General features: G+C 69.2%; 15 protein-coding genes, 1 tRNA gene and 1 pseudogene. 7 read left to right on the forward strand and 10 right to left on the reverse strand.

All coding sequences use genetic code 11. The features are described 5' to 3' along the window. From LRF89_RS07675 to LRF89_RS13500, 3 genes and pseudogenes are all read right to left on the reverse strand, one after another. Positions 1-201 (reverse strand): annotated as a pseudogene (locus LRF89_RS07675) (ankyrin repeat domain-containing protein); the annotation flags it as partial. Between the two features lie 330 nt (positions 202-531). Then, positions 532-786: a hypothetical protein gene (locus LRF89_RS07680; RefSeq protein ID WP_238636858.1), complete on the reverse strand. Its 255-nt coding sequence runs from the start codon at positions 784-786 to the stop codon at positions 532-534. Then, entirely contained in the window at positions 783-911 is a 129-nt protein-coding gene (locus LRF89_RS13500) for a hypothetical protein (RefSeq protein ID WP_274522105.1), read from the reverse strand. The genes LRF89_RS07680 and LRF89_RS13500 overlap by 4 nt, the downstream gene beginning before the upstream one ends. Positions 912-1,057: 146 nt before the next feature. Here LRF89_RS13500 and LRF89_RS07685 point away from each other — a divergent pair. The 4 genes from LRF89_RS07685 to LRF89_RS07700 all read left to right on the forward strand — a co-directional run bounded on the left by LRF89_RS07685 (position 1,058) and on the right by LRF89_RS07700 (position 5,313). After that, positions 1,058-1,141: transfer RNA gene (locus LRF89_RS07685), tRNA-Ser, on the forward strand. A gap of 205 nt (positions 1,142-1,346) precedes the next feature. Further along, positions 1,347-2,252 (forward strand): class I SAM-dependent methyltransferase, encoded by a 906-nt coding sequence (locus tag LRF89_RS07690; protein ID WP_201169633.1) that lies wholly within the window; start codon positions 1,347-1,349, stop codon positions 2,250-2,252. 76 nt (positions 2,253-2,328) lie between these two features. After that, positions 2,329-4,197, forward strand: coding sequence for a 1-deoxy-D-xylulose-5-phosphate synthase (dxs, locus tag LRF89_RS07695; protein WP_370641495.1), 1,869 nt, complete (start codon positions 2,329-2,331; stop codon positions 4,195-4,197). A gap of 12 nt (positions 4,198-4,209) precedes the next feature. Further along, positions 4,210-5,313: an RNA ligase gene (locus tag LRF89_RS07700; RefSeq protein ID WP_238636859.1), complete on the forward strand. Its 1,104-nt coding sequence runs from the start codon at positions 4,210-4,212 to the stop codon at positions 5,311-5,313. Here LRF89_RS07700 and LRF89_RS07705 read toward each other — a convergent pair. The 4 genes from LRF89_RS07705 to LRF89_RS07720 form a co-directional block, all read right to left on the reverse strand. Then, entirely contained in the window at positions 5,310-5,546 is a 237-nt protein-coding gene (locus LRF89_RS07705; RefSeq protein ID WP_201241890.1) for a hypothetical protein, read from the reverse strand. The two genes, LRF89_RS07700 and LRF89_RS07705, sit on opposite strands and share 4 nt — an antisense overlap. Positions 5,547-5,653: 107 nt before the next feature. Next, positions 5,654-6,517 (reverse strand): MlaA family lipoprotein, encoded by an 864-nt coding sequence (locus LRF89_RS07710; protein ID WP_238633326.1) that lies wholly within the window; start codon positions 6,515-6,517, stop codon positions 5,654-5,656. Continuing rightward, entirely contained in the window at positions 6,514-7,974 is a 1,461-nt protein-coding gene (locus tag LRF89_RS07715; RefSeq protein ID WP_238634763.1) for an FAD-binding oxidoreductase, read from the reverse strand. Before LRF89_RS07715 ends, LRF89_RS07710 begins: the two co-directional genes overlap by 4 nt. A gap of 16 nt (positions 7,975-7,990) precedes the next feature. Beyond that, complete coding sequence (locus tag LRF89_RS07720; RefSeq protein ID WP_201169624.1) at positions 7,991-9,409, reverse strand: phospholipase D-like domain-containing protein; 1,419 nt, start codon at positions 9,407-9,409, stop codon at positions 7,991-7,993. A gap of 126 nt (positions 9,410-9,535) precedes the next feature. Here LRF89_RS07720 and irrA point away from each other — a divergent pair, with 126 nt between their 5' ends. Beyond that, positions 9,536-9,979 carry an iron response transcriptional regulator IrrA gene (irrA, locus tag LRF89_RS07725; protein WP_201169622.1) on the forward strand — a complete coding sequence of 148 codons (444 nt, stop codon included), beginning with the start codon at positions 9,536-9,538 and terminating at the stop codon, positions 9,977-9,979. A 47-nt stretch (positions 9,980-10,026) separates the two neighbouring features. Here the strand turns inward: irrA and gmk are convergent, their stop codons facing one another. From gmk to LRF89_RS07740, 3 genes are all read right to left on the reverse strand, one after another. Next, positions 10,027-10,662, reverse strand: coding sequence for a guanylate kinase (gene gmk, locus LRF89_RS07730; RefSeq protein ID WP_201169620.1), 636 nt, complete (start codon positions 10,660-10,662; stop codon positions 10,027-10,029). Beyond that, a complete protein-coding gene (locus LRF89_RS07735) occupies positions 10,652-11,533 on the reverse strand; it encodes a YicC/YloC family endoribonuclease (RefSeq protein ID WP_201169619.1) in 882 nt (293 codons plus the stop codon). Before LRF89_RS07735 ends, gmk begins: the two co-directional genes overlap by 11 nt. Before the next feature lie 79 nt (positions 11,534-11,612). Continuing rightward, positions 11,613-13,211 carry a methyl-accepting chemotaxis protein gene (locus tag LRF89_RS07740; protein ID WP_201169617.1) on the reverse strand — a complete coding sequence of 533 codons (1,599 nt, stop codon included), beginning with the start codon at positions 13,209-13,211 and terminating at the stop codon, positions 11,613-11,615. 192 nt (positions 13,212-13,403) lie between these two features. On the opposite strand from LRF89_RS07740, the gene rph reads away from it, so the two are divergent. Both rph and rdgB read left to right on the forward strand, forming a co-directional pair. Next, positions 13,404-14,120, forward strand: a complete 717-nt coding sequence (gene rph / locus LRF89_RS07745) for a ribonuclease PH (RefSeq protein WP_238636860.1) — start codon at positions 13,404-13,406, stop codon at positions 14,118-14,120. Next, positions 14,117-14,716 (forward strand): RdgB/HAM1 family non-canonical purine NTP pyrophosphatase, encoded by a 600-nt coding sequence (gene rdgB, locus LRF89_RS07750; protein WP_201169612.1) that lies wholly within the window; start codon positions 14,117-14,119, stop codon positions 14,714-14,716. The genes rph and rdgB overlap by 4 nt, the downstream gene beginning before the upstream one ends. Positions 14,717-14,721: the final 5 nt, after the last annotated feature.

Here is a 14,721-nt window from a genome sequence, read left to right on the forward strand (position 1 = left end):
CATGAGGGCGGTCCAGCCTTCCTCGTCCCGAGCATTGATGTTGACGCCTGCCTCAAGCGCTTCCATTGCGCCTTCGAGGTCGCCTCGCCACGCAGCCTCAAAGAGGAGGCGTTGTGCCGAATCTGCCGCGGGTGCCGAGTGCATGGACATAGCCAGCAAGCATCCGCCGATGAGCATCGAGAGCGAACGGAGACGGTCCATGTGCTCCTCCCTTGGTTCCTTTCGTCCGTGGTTATTGTGGTTATTAAGGGCGCCTCCAAAGAGTCTGGATGCCCGGGTCGACCTCGTATGCTCAGCCTAGCGCATTCGGAACCGTCTCGGTGGAAGAAGGGCAATAGGCGCCTTGGCCTATCTAGGCCCCGTTTACCCAGGACTATATCCCGGGGGAATTCACGCCAGGTGGGGTGTGGGAGGCGCTTTCAGTCCGAAGTGCGACGTCCTTAGGGCGCAGGTGGTATGCGCTGGAGCGTGACCGGCAGGCAAAGCCATCAGCGCCCGGGCCTATGAGCGCGACCAGCAGCTACGCTACCGCTAGAGCGTCGAGCAGGCCCATTCGCGCAGCGCGGTGCCGATAATCGAGCCAGTGACGGGGAAGACGACGAACACGCCTAGACCTATGCCGGCAAGCTGGTAGACATAGTGCCGGTGGGTTAGGGCGTGGCGTCGCTTGCCCAGAGCATCTAGGCCCATAAAGGTGGCCAGCCCCGCGGCGAAGGCCGGGATCACGGTAGCGGCGGTCAGCGCCCAGGCCAGGCCGTCATCGAGGATGCAGTCGAGCCCGGTCATAGGCCGAGCATCAGGCCGAAAACCAGAGCCAGGGTGATGAGGTTGCAGACAGCCATCCGGGCGGGTCGGTCCTCGTTGGCCCACATGTTCCAGATGATGAACCCGAGTACGACGAGGAACTCCACGGCGCTCTCCGTGCCAGGGGGTAGCCTTGGAAGTATGGCAGATGCGAGGGTCGCTGCACTGCTGCACTGGTGCTGCAGCAGAGTGCAGCAGTTCGACCGGTCGGGACTGGTCGGGGTTTGTCGAAAACGTGGAAAAACAGCAACCTGGCGCGTAAGAAATTGATTAAAAAAGGGCCCGAAACGCACTCATAATGCGAAGGTCGGTGGTTCGACTCCACCCATAGCCACCAGATACCTTACCTGAGTCCTCCCCGTTTTATCCCCAAGTAATGGCCCGAGCGGCAAATGGCCAAAACCGCGGGGACGGCGGTGAGGCGTGCGAGGATTAGGGCCATCTGCGCTTTCCACCGCTGAATCTCCCTGTCTGGAGTGGGGCGCCAACGGCTACCAGGCTCCGTAGTATGATCCTGGTATACACGCGTCCGTGAGCCTGGTATGTCCCCACACCCCGCCCCATCCGACGAACGCCGCGGTCCCGCCGGGAGCGCGCTCGGCTATCTGGACTGGCTATTCAACCCCTTTCAGCGCCGCGATGCCCAGGCCGTTTACGACCTGCTCGGCACCGGTGCGATCACCGCCGAGGGACTCTATCTGAACCTGGGCTACTGGGCCGAGGAGGACGACCTGGATGCGGCCAGCGCCGCGCTGGCGCGGCTGGTGGCCGATACCGCCGGCTTCGGTCCGGAGGACACCGTCCTCGATGTCGGTTTCGGGTTCGCCGATCAGGACCTGCTCTGGGTGCGTAGTCACGAGCCGGCCCGGATCATCGGGCTGAACATCACCGCCTCCCAGGTGGCCGTGGCCCGGCAGCGGGTGGTCGAGGCCGGCCTAGAGGAACGCATCGAGCTCTGCGAGGGCTCGGCCACGGCCATGCCGCTGGCCGATGCGTCGGTGGACTGTGTGGTGGCCCTGGAGTCGGCCTTCCACTTCCAGACCCGGGCGGATTTCTTTGCCGAGGCGTATCGGGTCCTGCGCCCCGGCGGACGTCTGGTGACCGCCGACATCATCCCGCTGCCGCCGGCCAAGCGTGCCGTGGATCGGCTGCGTCAGCGCCTGTCCTGGTGGCTGGTGGCGAGCCGTTTCGCCATCCCCGAGGCCAACCGCTACACACGGCTCGCTTATCCCGGGTATCTGACCGCGGCCGGCTTCGTGGACGTGCACGTGCGCTCGATTCGCGAGCAGGTGTACGCGCCGCTGCACGCGTGGCTGCGGGCGCACCCGGAGACTCTCGAGCGGATTCATCCGGTGGCCCGTCTGCCGGCGCGCTGGGCGCGCCGGATGGATGCGGACCGGCTTTACGCCGGGTTGGACTACATCCTGGCCAGCGCCGTCCGGCCCTAGTGGGTGGGGGGCGAGGCACTTCGACGCCGACCCTGGTCCAGGCCACGCCTGAATCGGCTATCATGCCCCGATGACCATGGGAACGCACGACGAGGACAAGGTATTGCTGTCGGCCATCGATGATCCGGAGGATCTGCGGCGCCTGCCGCTGGAGCGATTGCCGGCCGTGGCCCAGGAGATGCGCGACTATCTGGTCGAGAGCGTCTCGCAGAGCGGGGGGCACCTCGCTGCCGGGCTCGGGGCCGTGGAGCTGACCCTCGCGCTTCACTACGCCCTGGATACCCCCCGCGACCGACTGGTCTGGGACGTGGGCCACCAGTGCTACGCCCACAAGGTGCTCACCGGCCGGCGCAGCCAGTTGCCCCGCATCCGCCAGGCCGGCGGTCCCGCCGGATTCCCCGTCCGCGACGAGAGCCCCTACGACGCCTTCGGGGTGGGCCACTCCTCGACGAGCATCAGCGCTGCCCTCGGCATGGCGCTGGCCGAGCGTGCTGGCGGCGAGCACCGGCGTTGCGCCGCGATCATCGGCGATGGTGGCCTCAGTGCCGGCGAGGCGCTCGAGGCGCTTAACCACGCCGGCGACGTGAAGGCCGATTTGCTGGTCGTGCTCAACGACAACGAGATGTCGATCTCGGAGAACGTCGGCGCCCTGTCCAACTACCTCACGCGGCTGCTCTCCGAGCCGCTGGCCGGGCAGTTGCGCCGGGGTGCGCGGGACATGCTCCGCTACCTTCCGCCGATCCACGAGCTGGCGCGGCGCACCGAGGGTCACGTCAAGGGGCTGCTGGCGCCGGCTACGCTCTTCGAGGAACTGGGCTTCCACTACTTCGGTCCGGTGGACGGGCACAACGTCGAGGGGCTGGTCCGCGTGCTGCGCAACCTGCGCGATCAGCCCGGACCGCGGCTGCTGCACGTGGTCACCCGCAAGGGCAAGGGCTACGCCCCGGCCGAAGAGGACCCCATCTCCTACCACGGCGTGAGCTGCTTCGACCCGGCCCGCGGGCTGACCAAGGGGGCGGCGAGCAAGCTCAATTACACCGATGTGTTCAGCCGTTGGGTCTGTCGCGCCGCCTGCACCGACGAGCGCGTGGTGGCGATCACCCCGGCGATGCGCGAGGGCTCCGGTCTGGTCGAGTACGCGCGGCGTTTCCCTGAACGCTACTTCGACGTTGGCATCGCCGAGCAGCACGCCGTCACCCTGGCCGCCGGATTGGCTTGCGAGGGCGCGCGGCCGGTGGTGGCCATCTATTCCACTTTCCTGCAGCGCGCCTACGATCAGGTCATCCATGACGTCGCCCTGCAGCGTCTGCCGGTGCTCTTTGCCGTGGATCGGGCCGGGATCGTGGGTGCCGACGGCGCCACCCACCAGGGCACCTACGACCTCAGCTACCTGCGCTGCATCCCGGATCTCACCGTCATGGCGCCGGCCGATGAGGCCGAGTGTTGGCGGATGCTGGCCACCGGGCTGACCCTCGACGGGGCCGCGGCGGTGCGCTACCCGCGCGGCACCGGCCCCGGCGTGGCACTGCCCGACGACATGGAACCAGTGCCGGTGGGCCGGGCCGAGGTGCGCCGCGAGGGGGGCAGCGGTGTCGCCCTGCTCGCTTTCGGCGCCCTGCTGCCGGTGGCCGAGGCGGTGGGCGAGGAGCTCGACGTCACGGTGGTGAACATGCGCTTCGTCAAGCCGCTGGACGAGGCGCTGCTGCGCCGGCTCGCCGGCGAACATCGGCACCTGGTGACGCTGGAGGAGAACGTCATCGCCGGCGGGGCCGGCAGTGGCGTGGCCGAGTGCCTGTCGAGTGCCGGCGTGCACACCCCGGTCACCCACCTGGGGCTGCCGGACGCTCCCGTGCATCATGGGGCGCGCGGTGACATCCTGGCCGAGCACGGTCTGGATCGCGACGGTGTCCGCAGGACGGTGCAGGGGCTACTCCAGCAATCGTAGCAAGGAGGCGCCATGCCCGAGGCTTTGCTGGTCGACCAGGCGCTGACGCGCAACAAGGCCCGGCATGAGCACTACGCCGGATTGGACTACATCCGCCTGACCGACGGCTTCTCCGGCTGGCCGCGGGGCACCGTGTTCCTCGGCGATCGTGCCGTACCCGGCTACCCCTCCATCGGTCGGGTGCTGAACCTCGAGCAGGGACTGGCGCAGCACTTCCGGGCCCCGTTTCACGCCGAGGAGAAGATCGATGGCTTCAACGTTCGCCTGATCCGTTACCGGGGCCAGGAGCTGGCCTTCTCCCGGGGTGGCTTCGTCTGCCCGTTCACCACCGACCGTCTGCCCGATCTGATCGACCCCGCCGTCTTCGACGCCGAGCCGGATCTGGTCATCTGCGCCGAGGTGGCCGGGCCGGGCAACCCCTACCTGGAGGGGCACCCCCCGGAGATCGACGAGGACGTGGCGCTGCTGGTCTTCGACCTGATGCGCTGGGACCGCGTCGAGTTCATGGAGGTCGAGGAGCGCCGCGAGCTGCTCCGCGCGCATGGGTTGCCGGCGGTGCCGTATCACGGCCGCTTCACCGCCGATCAGGCCGGCGAGCTGCGCGAGGTGATCGCGGGGCTCGATGCCCGCGGGGTCGAGGGCGTGGTGCTCAAGGAGGAGGGCGACCGGCGCAAACGAGCCAAATACGTCACCCCGGCCTCGGTGGTGCAGGATCTCAGCGCCATGGGGGATGCGCTGCTCGACCTGCCCCCCGAGTACTTTACCAACCGGTTGATGCGCCTGGTTCTGATCCTTGAGGAGTCCCCGGAACTCGACCGTGAGACCCTGCGCACCGAACTCGGCGGGGCGCTGGTCGACCCGCTGCTCGATGCCGCCCGCGAACACCGTGAGACCCACAAGGTGGCCCACCACTTCTGCAGCCGGTTTCGCCACCGCGCCAACGCCGAGCGCTTCGCCGAGCACTTGCGCCGGGTGCCGCAGAGCCAGATCCACGCCACCGTGCGCAGCCTGGAGCAGGCCGCCGACGGCTACTGGGAGCTGCGCTTCGACCGGGTTTTCCCGCGCATCAGCGGGCTGCTGGGCAACTTCCTCAGCGGCGGGCAGGTCTACGACTAGGCGTACTCGTCCACCTGATGGTCGCTATCGCCGCTGCTGGACCGTCGCGCGCGGGCACGCTGGCCGCGGCGCAGCCGCTCATCCACCGCGTCCGGCCGCCCGGTCTCGTCGCCGGAGTGGCCGATCGGCTCGATACGTGGGTACGGGGCCACCGGCTGGATCTCAGCGATCCCCTCCAGTTGTCGGAGGCGGATATCGCGCTGCGTATCCCGGATCGGGGGGACATGGAACACGGCACCCTCCTTCGGCCTGGGGCCGGGCTGGTTACTTCCTAACCAGTGTAGCGGCGCCTGCGTCTGTTGACTTGAGTCACACCGGTGGCGAGCGGTCACGGCGTCCGCTACCAGTCCTCCTCTTCGTCCCAGTCCTCGTCATCCCAGTCGCCGTTTTCCCAGTCGTCATCGTCCCAGTCACCCCAGTCGTCTTCGCCGAGGCGCTCGCGACGGTTCTGCAGGTACGACTCGCGCATGAAGATGTAGGAGTCGGTGCCGGTCTCGGCCATGAGTTCGTCCAGCGAGAGCAGGGCTACCCGGGTATCGATGCCGGCGATGATCGGCACGGTGTAACGCTCCGGAGAGGGAATGTCCGCCCAATGTGTGGGGCTGTGGTATTCACGACTGAAATACTGGGCCGCCAGGCCGCTGCTGTCGCGTGCCGTGCTCGGGCCGAGCAGCGGCAGGACCAGGTAGGGGCCCTCGGGGGCGCCCCAATGGCCCAGGGTCAGCCCAAGGTCGCTGCGCTCCCGCTCCAGGCCGGCGGCGCCAGCCACGTCGAATAGGCCCAGCACGCCGATGGTTGAATTGATGGCGAAGCGGGTGACGCTGCGTGTCCCGGCGCTGGCACGGCCTTGCAGCAGCTGGTTGCCGGCGTGAAACGGCTCGCGCAGGTTGTTGAGGAAATTGCTGATCGGGCGGCGCACTCCGCTGGGCACAGTGTCACGGTAGGCAACGGCCACCGGGCGGATGGCGTAGCGGTCGGCGACCTCATTGAAGGCGTGCACCCGGCGATTGAAACCCTCCAGCGGATCCCAGGTGCCCTGATCCCAGTCGTCGTAGGCGCCCCAATCGTCGTCATCCCAGGCCTCATCCTCGGTGGCCCACTCGTCCTCTCCGTTGGGATTGCCCGAATCCCCGGAGCTGGCGCAGGCGCCCAACAGCGGTAGCAGGGCCAGCAGCAGGGCCCCGTGCAGCAAGCCTCGTCTCATGAAGGGTCTCCGCAATCCGGTGGGGCCGGCGCTTGGGCCGCCGCGGCCCCCTTGCCCGGGTTGAGCAGGTTGTCGGGATCCAGGGCGCCCTTGATCCGCTGCATCAACTCCAGGCCCAGGGGGTCGGCGCAGCGGGCGACCTCGTCGCGCTTCGCCTGGCCGACGCCGTGCTCGGCGGCGACCGAGCCGCCATGGCGGCAGACCACATCGTGCACCGCCCGATGGAAGGCTTCGGCGCGTGCGCGGAAAGCCTCGGGCTTGGCGTCCGGCGGCTGGCTGAGGTTGAAGTGCAGGTTGCCGTCGCCCACGTGGCCGAAGATGCAGGGGCGGACGCCGGGGTCCAGCTCGGTCACGGCGGCCAGGGCCTCGGGAACGAACGCGGCGAGAGTGCCGGGGCGCACCGAGATGTCGTGCTTGATGCTCGCCCCGGCGCGTTTCTGACCATCAGGGATGGCCGTGCGCAACCGCCACAGCCGTGCGGCGGCGGCCTCGGTGGGGGCGAGCAGGGCGTCGTCCAGGTCGCCGGCGGTCTCGGCCGGTTCCAGAGCTGCTGCCAGCGCCTCGTCCAGGTCCGCCCGCGGGTCGGCCGTGGCGAGTTCCAGCAGCAGGTACCAGGGGGAACCGGGCAGTGGGTTCTCCGGGGTATCGTCGAGCAGCTGGCCCATCCCCAGGGCCTCGGCGCTCATCAACTCGGCGCCGACCACCGCCTCGCCGCTCTCGGACTGGGCGGCCCGCACCAGGGGCAGGGCCGGCTCCAGCCGCGGCAGGGCGAGCAGCGCCACGCGGCGGCTGCGCGGCGGCGGGAGCAGGCGCAGGGCCGCGGCGGTGATGATGCCCAGCGTCCCCTCGGAGCCGATGAACAGATCGCGCAGGTCGTAGCCGCTGTTATCCTTGCGCAGCCCGCGCAGATCGCTCCAGATGCGGCCGTCGGCCAGCACGACCTCCAGGCCCAGGGCCAGGTTGCGGGCGTTGCCGTAGCGCAGCACGTTCAGCCCGCCGGCGTTGGTCGCCAGGTTGCCGCCGATCCGGCACTGCGCCTCGGAGGCGAGGCTCAGCGGGAAGAAGCGCTGCGCGTCGGCGGCGGCCTCCTGCAGGTGGGCCAGGGTGCAGCCGGCCTCGGCGACCAACAGTCCGTCGTCGGCGTCCAGGCTGCGGATGCGCTGCAGCCGCTCCAGGCTCACCACCACCTCGGTCTCGTGCCGGGGAGAGCCGCCGCCGACGGTGCCGGTGTTGCCCGACTGCGCCACCACCGCGGCGCCGTGCGTTCGGCACAGGGTGACGGCGGCGGCCACGGACTCGGCGTCGGAGGGGCGGACCACCAGTCGCCCGCGGCCTGGAAACTGGCCGCGCTGCTCGGCCATGTAGGGGGCAGTGCGCGTGGGCTCGCTGAGGACGGCATCGGGGCCCAGGCGTGCGCGCAGTGCCTCGGCCAGCGGGTGTTCTGCGGTCTCGACCATGACCGGCATTATGCCGCTAGAGATAGGGGGACGCGAGCCAGCAGGCGGCGTCGCGGACCCGCTCCAGGGGCGGGCGCTGGCGCAGCTCCTCCTCGCTGATGCGGCGCGAGCGGGCTCGGATGCGTTGGCAGTCGGCGGCCATCTCGCCGGCGATGGTGCGGTCGTAGAACTCGGCGTTGAGCTCGAAGTTCAGCCGCAGGCTGCGCGGATCCATGTTCGAAGATCCGACCTGGGCGTAGCGCCGGTCCACGATGAACAGCTTGGTGTGGGCGAACGGCGGTGGCTGGTAGTAGATGTTCACCCCCCAGTGGATCAACTCGCCGAGCATGTGCCGTGTGGCCCAGTGGACGAAGGGCAGATTGTTCTGCTCGGGCAGCAGGACGTTGACCTCCACGCCGCGCAGTGCCGCCGCCTCCAGGGCGGTCATCAGTGAGCGCATGGGCAGGAAGTAGGGCGTGACCACCCAGATCTCCTCGCGGGCCGCCGACAGGGCGCCGATCAGCGTCATGACTAGCCGGTCCAGGTCCTCGTTGGGTCCGTCGGTGATGATCCGGCTCAGGGCGCCGTCCACGTGGGGTCTGCCGCGGTGTGTGGTCCCTCGCTCCTCGCCGGTGGTGAACGCCCAGTCCTCCAGAAAGACCTGCTCCATCTGGCTGACCACGGGGCCGTCGACTAAGAAGTGGATGTCCGCTACGCGGTGCTCGCGGTCGGACTGCAGCAGGTGGCGGTCGCCCAGGTTCATGCCGCCGGTAAAGCCGGTCTGGCTGTCGACCACCAGAATCTTGCGGTGGTTGCGCAGGTTGATCGACAGTTGCGGCGGCAGCAGCCGCGGGGGCAGGAAGCGGGCCACCGGCACCCCGGTGCGACGGAGCAGCCGGCTGGCGCGGGGCCAGGAATAGAGTTCGCCGACACCGTCGATGAGCACCCGCACGTCGACCCCACGGCGGTGCGCAGCGGTGAGGGCACGGATGAACTGCCGCCCGCTGGTGTTGCTCTCGAAGATGTAGGTGCTCAGGAAGATCGTCCGCTGCGCCGCGTCGATCGCCTCGAGCATGGTCGGATAGGCCTGCTCACCGTTGCGCAGGGCCTGGACCCGGTTGCCGTACTCCAGCGGCCGCCCGGTGACGGCATCGGAGATGCGGATCTGCTCGGCGTACTCAGGGCCCAACGAGGGGCTGTGGGTCTCCATGGACGGCCCGGGGCTGGGCGGGATGCGCTCCTCAGCCACCAGCTTGCGGGCTCGGGTCTCGACGCGGTTGATGCCGAAGACGTAGTAGAGGAGGGCTCCACCGACGGGGAAGATGATGCACACCGCCATCCAGGACGCGGCCACCTGGGGCTCGCGTTTGGTCAGCAGGGCGTGTACGGCGGCCGCCGGGCCGACGACCGCGGCGATTACGCTGGCGGCGGCGAGTATCCAGGCTGCGGCGTCCATGGGCGCCTAGTCTCGACCTTTTCGCCGCGGTTGGGAAGACGGGCTGCGCGGTTGAGTGGGCCGTCTGCTTTGGATTAGACTAATTCTGTATTTTTCCGCACTTCCGCCCGCGGACAAGGACCCGAAATGACCCAAACCCGAGACAATTCGATCCTCAGCGAGGAGCAGGGTGCCGGCTATCTGCGTGCGGTGGGGCTGCGCCCGACCCAGCAGCGGTTGGCCCTCGCCGGTCTCCTGTTCTCCGGCGAGGATCGCCACGTGACCGCCGAATCCCTCTACGAAGAGGCCACGGCCCAGGGTGTCAAGGTCTCGCTGGCCACCGTGTACAACACCCTGAACCAGTTCAAGGACGCCGGCCTCCTGCGCGAGGTCATCGTTCACTCTGGCAAGTCGTACTTCGACACCAAGACCGAGGCCCACCATCACCTCTACGACGAGGACAGCGGCGAGATCGAGGACGTCCACCTGCAGGTGGATGAGCAGGAGGTCCGGCGTAAGGTCCAGGTCCCCGAGGGCAAGCAGATCTCTGGCGTGGATATCGTCGTGCGCCTGCGTACGGACCGCGGTTAGCCCGGCCGCCGTTGCCGTTGTGGCCTGCCGGGCCCGTGCCGCCGGGCTCAGCGCGCCAAGAGTTCCGCCAGGCGCTCGGCCTGGAGGCGCTGCTGGCGTCGGCAGGTCAGCCGCTGCGCCTCGACCAGCGTGCGTAGCTCCCCCAGCGCCTGGCCGAAGGTGTCGTTGATCACCAGGTAGTCGTACTCGGCGTAGTGGGCGATCTCGTCCACCGCTTCGGCCAGGCGGCGCTCGATCACTTCTGCACTGTCCTGGCCGCGTTCGCTCAGCCGGCGGCGCAGCTCCGTCCGGGAAGGCGGCAGGATGAACACCGACACTGCCTCGGGCAGCACCGCGCGCACTTGCTGCGCCCCCTGCCAGTCGATCTCCAGAATCACATCCGCGCCGGCGTCCAGGCGCGCCTCGACGGCGTCCTGCGACGTGCCGTAGAGGTTTTCGAAGACCCGCGCGTACTCTAGGAACCGGCCCGCCTCGACCCGCTCCAAGAACTGCGCCTCGTCGAAGAAGTGGTAGTCCACGCCGTCGCGCTCGCCCGGGCGCGGTGCGCGCGTGGTGCTGGAGACTGATAGCTCCAGACCGGGAACCTGCTCGAGCAGGGCCCGGACCAGGCTGGTCTTCCCGGCGCCGGAAGGCGCCGAGACGATGAACAGGTTGCCGCGTGGGGGCGTGGGCTTACTCGACATTCTGCACCTGCTCACGCATCTGTTCGATCAGGACCTTAAGGTCCAGGGCGGCGCTGCTGCTGGCCACATGGCCCGATTTCGAGGCGATGGTGTTGGCCTCGCGGTTGAGCTCCTGCATCAGGAAGTCGAGACGCCGGCCCACCGGCTCGGCGGCCTCCAGCAGGCGCAGAACCTCCTGGAGGTGCGTGCCGAGGCGCTCCAGCTCCTCGTCGATATCCTGTCGCTGGGCGATGTAGGCCAGCTCCTGCTCCAGGCGGCCCGGGTCGGCGGGCGCCGGGAGTTCGTCCAGGCGCGCGGTGAGCCGCTCGCGGATGCGCTGGTTGATCGTGCCGCGCTGCTCGGCCAGTTCCGCGACGATGTCGCGAGCGCTCTCAGCGCGGGCGCGAATGTGCTCGGCCAGCTGCTCCCCTTCGCGTCGCCGGGTGTCGCGCAGCCCTTCCAGGGCGTCGTCAAGCAGGGCGACAGCGGCCTCGCGCACCGGCTCCAGGTCCACCGCCGGCTCGCCGAGCACGCCCGGAAAGCGCAGGATCTCCGCGGTGGACGCCGGCTGGGCCGAGTTCCCGAAACGCCGGCCGATCTCCGCGGCGATCCGTGATAGCTCGTCCACCCGCTGCCAGTCCACGTCCAGCCCGCCCTGGCCGGTGGCCTCGAGGCTGAAGCGCAGGGTGCACTCCAGCTTGCCGCGGCCGAGCCGCTGGCGTGCACGCTCACGCACCTGCGGCTCGATGGCGCGCAGCTCATCCGGCAGGCGCGGGTGGAGCTCCAGATACCGGTGGTTGACCGAGCGCAGCTCCCAGGTCAGGCGGCCGGAGCGCCCCCCCCAGTCCCCCTGCGCCTCGCGTCGTTCGAAGGCGGTCATGCTGTGGATCAACGGTGCGACCTCCGGCCGGCGGGTAGGACGCAAATGCTAATCGCTTCGGTGGTGTCCATGCCAGGGCACGGCCGCGGTGTTACTGCTGATCCGCGAAACGGTGCACGAGCCGCGCGGCGTGGTCGATCTCGCCGGTGAGGATCTCCATCCGCTCGCCGGCGCGGTCGGTGCACTGCTGTACCTGCTGCGCCAGCTGGTCGATGTTGCTGATGTTGCGGTTGACCTCCTCGGCCGTGGCGCTCTGCTCTTCGGTGGCACTGGCGATCTGCATGCTCATCTCCTGCATGGAAGAGACCGCCTGATTGATCGCCTCCAGCGCTCCGCGGGCTTCGTCGGAGAGGGCCAGGGTGTGCTCGGCGCGCTCGCTGCTCTCGTTCATCGCGGCCACGGCCCGCCCGGTGCCCTCCTGCAGGGAGTCGATGATGCCCTTGATCTCCTGGGTCGAGGACGAGGTGCGGTCGGCCAGGACCCGCACTTCCTCGGCGACCACCGAGAAGCCGCGGCCGACCTCGCCGGCCCGCGCCGCCTCGATGGCGGCGTTGAGCGCCAGTAGGTTGGTCTGCTCGGTGATCTGCTGGATCAGGTCCAGGGCGGTGCCGATACGATCGGTCTCCTGGGCCAGTTGATGGGTGATCTCCGAGGAGCCGCGCACCCGCTCGACCAGCTCGCGGACCGCATCGGCGCTCTGCTGCACCGTCTGCATGCCGTGGTGGGTCTGGCTCTGCGCCTGCTCGCTGGTCTCCGCCCCCATGGAGGCGTTACGGGCCACCTCTTGGACGCTCTGCGACATCTCCTCCATGGCCGTGGCCACCTGCTGGGTCTCTGCCGTCTGCCGCTGGGCCTGGCTGCGTGCCTCGCCGATGGCCTCGCCGGCCTCGTTGCGCACCGTCTGCAGGTGATCGGTCACGCTGGCCAGGCGCCTGGGCACGGCGGTCATCTCGGTCTGCAGCTGGAGCATGGCCAGCCGCAGGCGACCAACCTCATCCCGGCGATTGGTGTAGAGTCGCTCGGCCAGCGGATCGTCGACCAGGTGCCGGGCTGCCTCGACCGCCTGGTTCAATGGCCGCCAGAGGTAGGCGGCGCCGCCGGCGGCCAGGGCCGTAGCGGTCAGCGTGACCGCGGCCAGGGCGGCGGTGCCCAGGCCGGCCGCGCTGGCCGCCACGGCGGCTGCGGGGGCCGGCAGGAGCAGGGCGAGTAGCCGCTCGCGGAGTCCGAAACGATGCGCCGGCCGCGGCACCGGGGCGACCTCGCCCTTGTCCGGTTCGGCGGCGCGAACCTGCGCATAGACGGCGGTGGCCCGCTCCACCGCCGCCTCGGAGGGTGGGGCGGTGCGCACCGACTGGATCTCGACGATCTCCCCCCGGGCATCGAGCACCGGGGTCGCATAGGCGTGGACCCAGTAGTGATCCCCGTTCTTGCAGCGGTTCTTGACCAGCCCCATCCACGAGCGCCCGGATTGCAGCGTCGCCCACATCTCGTAGAATGCCGTGCGCGGCATGTCCGGGTGGCGGATCATGTTGTGCGGCTGGCCGATCAGTTCATCGCGGCGGTAGCCGCTGATCTGCTCGAATGTCTCGTTGACGTAGGTGATCCGCCCCTTCGGGTCGGTGGTCGAGAGGATGGTGGCGCCTCGGGGGATGGCCACCCTGCGCTGCGTGACGGGCTCGTTGATGCGCATGGACGCTCCTTGGGAACAGGTGCAGGCGCGCGCCTCCGCCGGCTCTCTTGCGCCGGTGCGGTGCGCCGCCCTGGCACCGGGAGCGCAGCGCCGTAGAAACCCCAGCCAGTATAATCCATTACCCGGGCAACCACGTCCATACTCTCCACCTGGGGCTGCGACCACGCTGCCCCCCCATCAGCAGGAGGCACTATGCGCCCAAGCGGTCGACGGGCCGACGAGCTTCGCCCGATCTCCATCCAGCGACAGTTCACCAAGCACGCCGAGGGGTCGGTGCTCATCGGTTTCGGGGACACACGTGTGCTGTGCACGGCCAGCGTCGAGGCGCGTGTGCCGCCCTGGCTGCGCGGGCAGGGGCGCGGCTGGGTCACCGCCGAGTACGGCATGCTGCCGCGCTCGACCCACACCCGCTCGGATCGTGAGGCCGCCCGGGGCAAGCAGCAGGGACGGACCGTCGAGATCCAGCGCTTGATCGGCCGCTCGCTGCGGGCCGCTGTTGATCTGCAGGGGCTGGGCGAACGCAGTGTGGTGGTCGACTGCGACGTGCTGCAGGCCGATGGTGGCACGCGGACGGCGGCGATCACGGGCGCCTTCGTGGCCCTGACCGACGCCCTCGACGGGTTGGTTCGCCAGCGCGCCCTTTCGGTTTCTCCGCTCCACGGGCAGGTGGCGTCGGTCTCGGTGGGGGTCTATCGCGGCGAGCCGGTGCTCGATCTGGACTACGCCGAGGACGGTGAGGCCGAGACGGACATGAACGTGGTGATGAACGATGCCGGCGCTTTCATCGAGCTGCAGGGCACCGCCGAGGGGCACGCCTTCCGGCGTGACGAACTCGAGCGCATGCTCACCCTGGCCGAGAAGGGCGTCGGCGAGCTGTTGCAGCATCAGCAGGAGGCACTGGCGACATGAAGATCGTGCTGGCCACCGGCAATGCCGGCAAGATTGCCGAGATGACCCGCATGCTCCAGGGCTACGACGCCGAGGTGGTCAGCCAGGGGCACCTGGGTATCGACTCCCCGGCCGAGACCGGGCTGACCTTCGTCGAGAATGCATTGATCAAGGCGCGCCACTGCGCCGAGCGCAGCGGCCTGCCCGCGGTCGCCGACGACTCCGGGCTCGCCGTTCCGTCCCTCGGTGGCGAGCCCGGCATCTATTCGGCGCGCTACGCCGGCAGCGATGCCGGTGACGCCGCCAACATCGAGCGGCTGCTCGCCGAGCTGCGTGAGCGCGGCGATGGCAGCCGGCGTGGTACCTTCCACTGCGTCATGGTCTATCTGCGCCACGCCGCCGACCCCGCGCCGCTGGTCGCTCACGGCAGCTGGACGGGGCGGATCGTCGAGACCCCGCGCGGTCAGCACGGTTTCGGTTACGACCCGGTCTTCGAGGATCCGGAGCTCGGCCGGACCGCCGCCGAGCTGGATGCCCCCGAGAAGGACGCCCGTAGCCACCGCGGCCAGGCGCTGCGCGGGCTGATCCAGGGCATCGCTGCGGAGGTGGCCGGGTGAACTGG

Source organism: Halorhodospira sp. 9621, from assembly GCF_022228055.1.
GTDB classification, from domain to species: Bacteria; Pseudomonadota; Gammaproteobacteria; order Nitrococcales; family Halorhodospiraceae; genus Halorhodospira; species Halorhodospira halophila_A.

What these genes read in the sequence shown, in the direction of transcription:
- rdgB (WP_201169612.1), top strand. Translation starts at nt 14,117, where the DNA reads ATGAAGATCGTGCTGGCCACCGGCAATGCCGGCAAGATTGCCGAGATG.
- LRF89_RS07715 (WP_238634763.1), bottom strand. Translation starts at nt 7,974, where the DNA reads ATGGTCGAGACCGCAGAACACCCGCTGGCCGAGGCACTGCGCGCACGC.
- rph (WP_238636860.1), top strand. Translation starts at nt 13,404, where the DNA reads ATGCGCCCAAGCGGTCGACGGGCCGACGAGCTTCGCCCGATCTCCATC.
- LRF89_RS07710 (WP_238633326.1), bottom strand. Translation starts at nt 6,517, where the DNA reads ATGAGACGAGGCTTGCTGCACGGGGCCCTGCTGCTGGCCCTGCTACCG.
- gmk (WP_201169620.1), bottom strand. Translation starts at nt 10,662, where the DNA reads ATGTCGAGTAAGCCCACGCCCCCACGCGGCAACCTGTTCATCGTCTCG.
- irrA (WP_201169622.1), top strand. Translation starts at nt 9,536, where the DNA reads ATGACCCAAACCCGAGACAATTCGATCCTCAGCGAGGAGCAGGGTGCC.
- LRF89_RS07740 (WP_201169617.1), bottom strand. Translation starts at nt 13,211, where the DNA reads ATGCGCATCAACGAGCCCGTCACGCAGCGCAGGGTGGCCATCCCCCGA.
- LRF89_RS07690 (WP_201169633.1), top strand. Translation starts at nt 1,347, where the DNA reads ATGTCCCCACACCCCGCCCCATCCGACGAACGCCGCGGTCCCGCCGGG.
- LRF89_RS07700 (WP_238636859.1), top strand. Translation starts at nt 4,210, where the DNA reads ATGCCCGAGGCTTTGCTGGTCGACCAGGCGCTGACGCGCAACAAGGCC.
- LRF89_RS07720 (WP_201169624.1), bottom strand. Translation starts at nt 9,409, where the DNA reads ATGGACGCCGCAGCCTGGATACTCGCCGCCGCCAGCGTAATCGCCGCG.
- LRF89_RS07680 (WP_238636858.1), bottom strand. Translation starts at nt 786, where the DNA reads ATGACCGGGCTCGACTGCATCCTCGATGACGGCCTGGCCTGGGCGCTG.
- dxs (WP_370641495.1), top strand. Translation starts at nt 2,329, where the DNA reads ATGGGAACGCACGACGAGGACAAGGTATTGCTGTCGGCCATCGATGAT.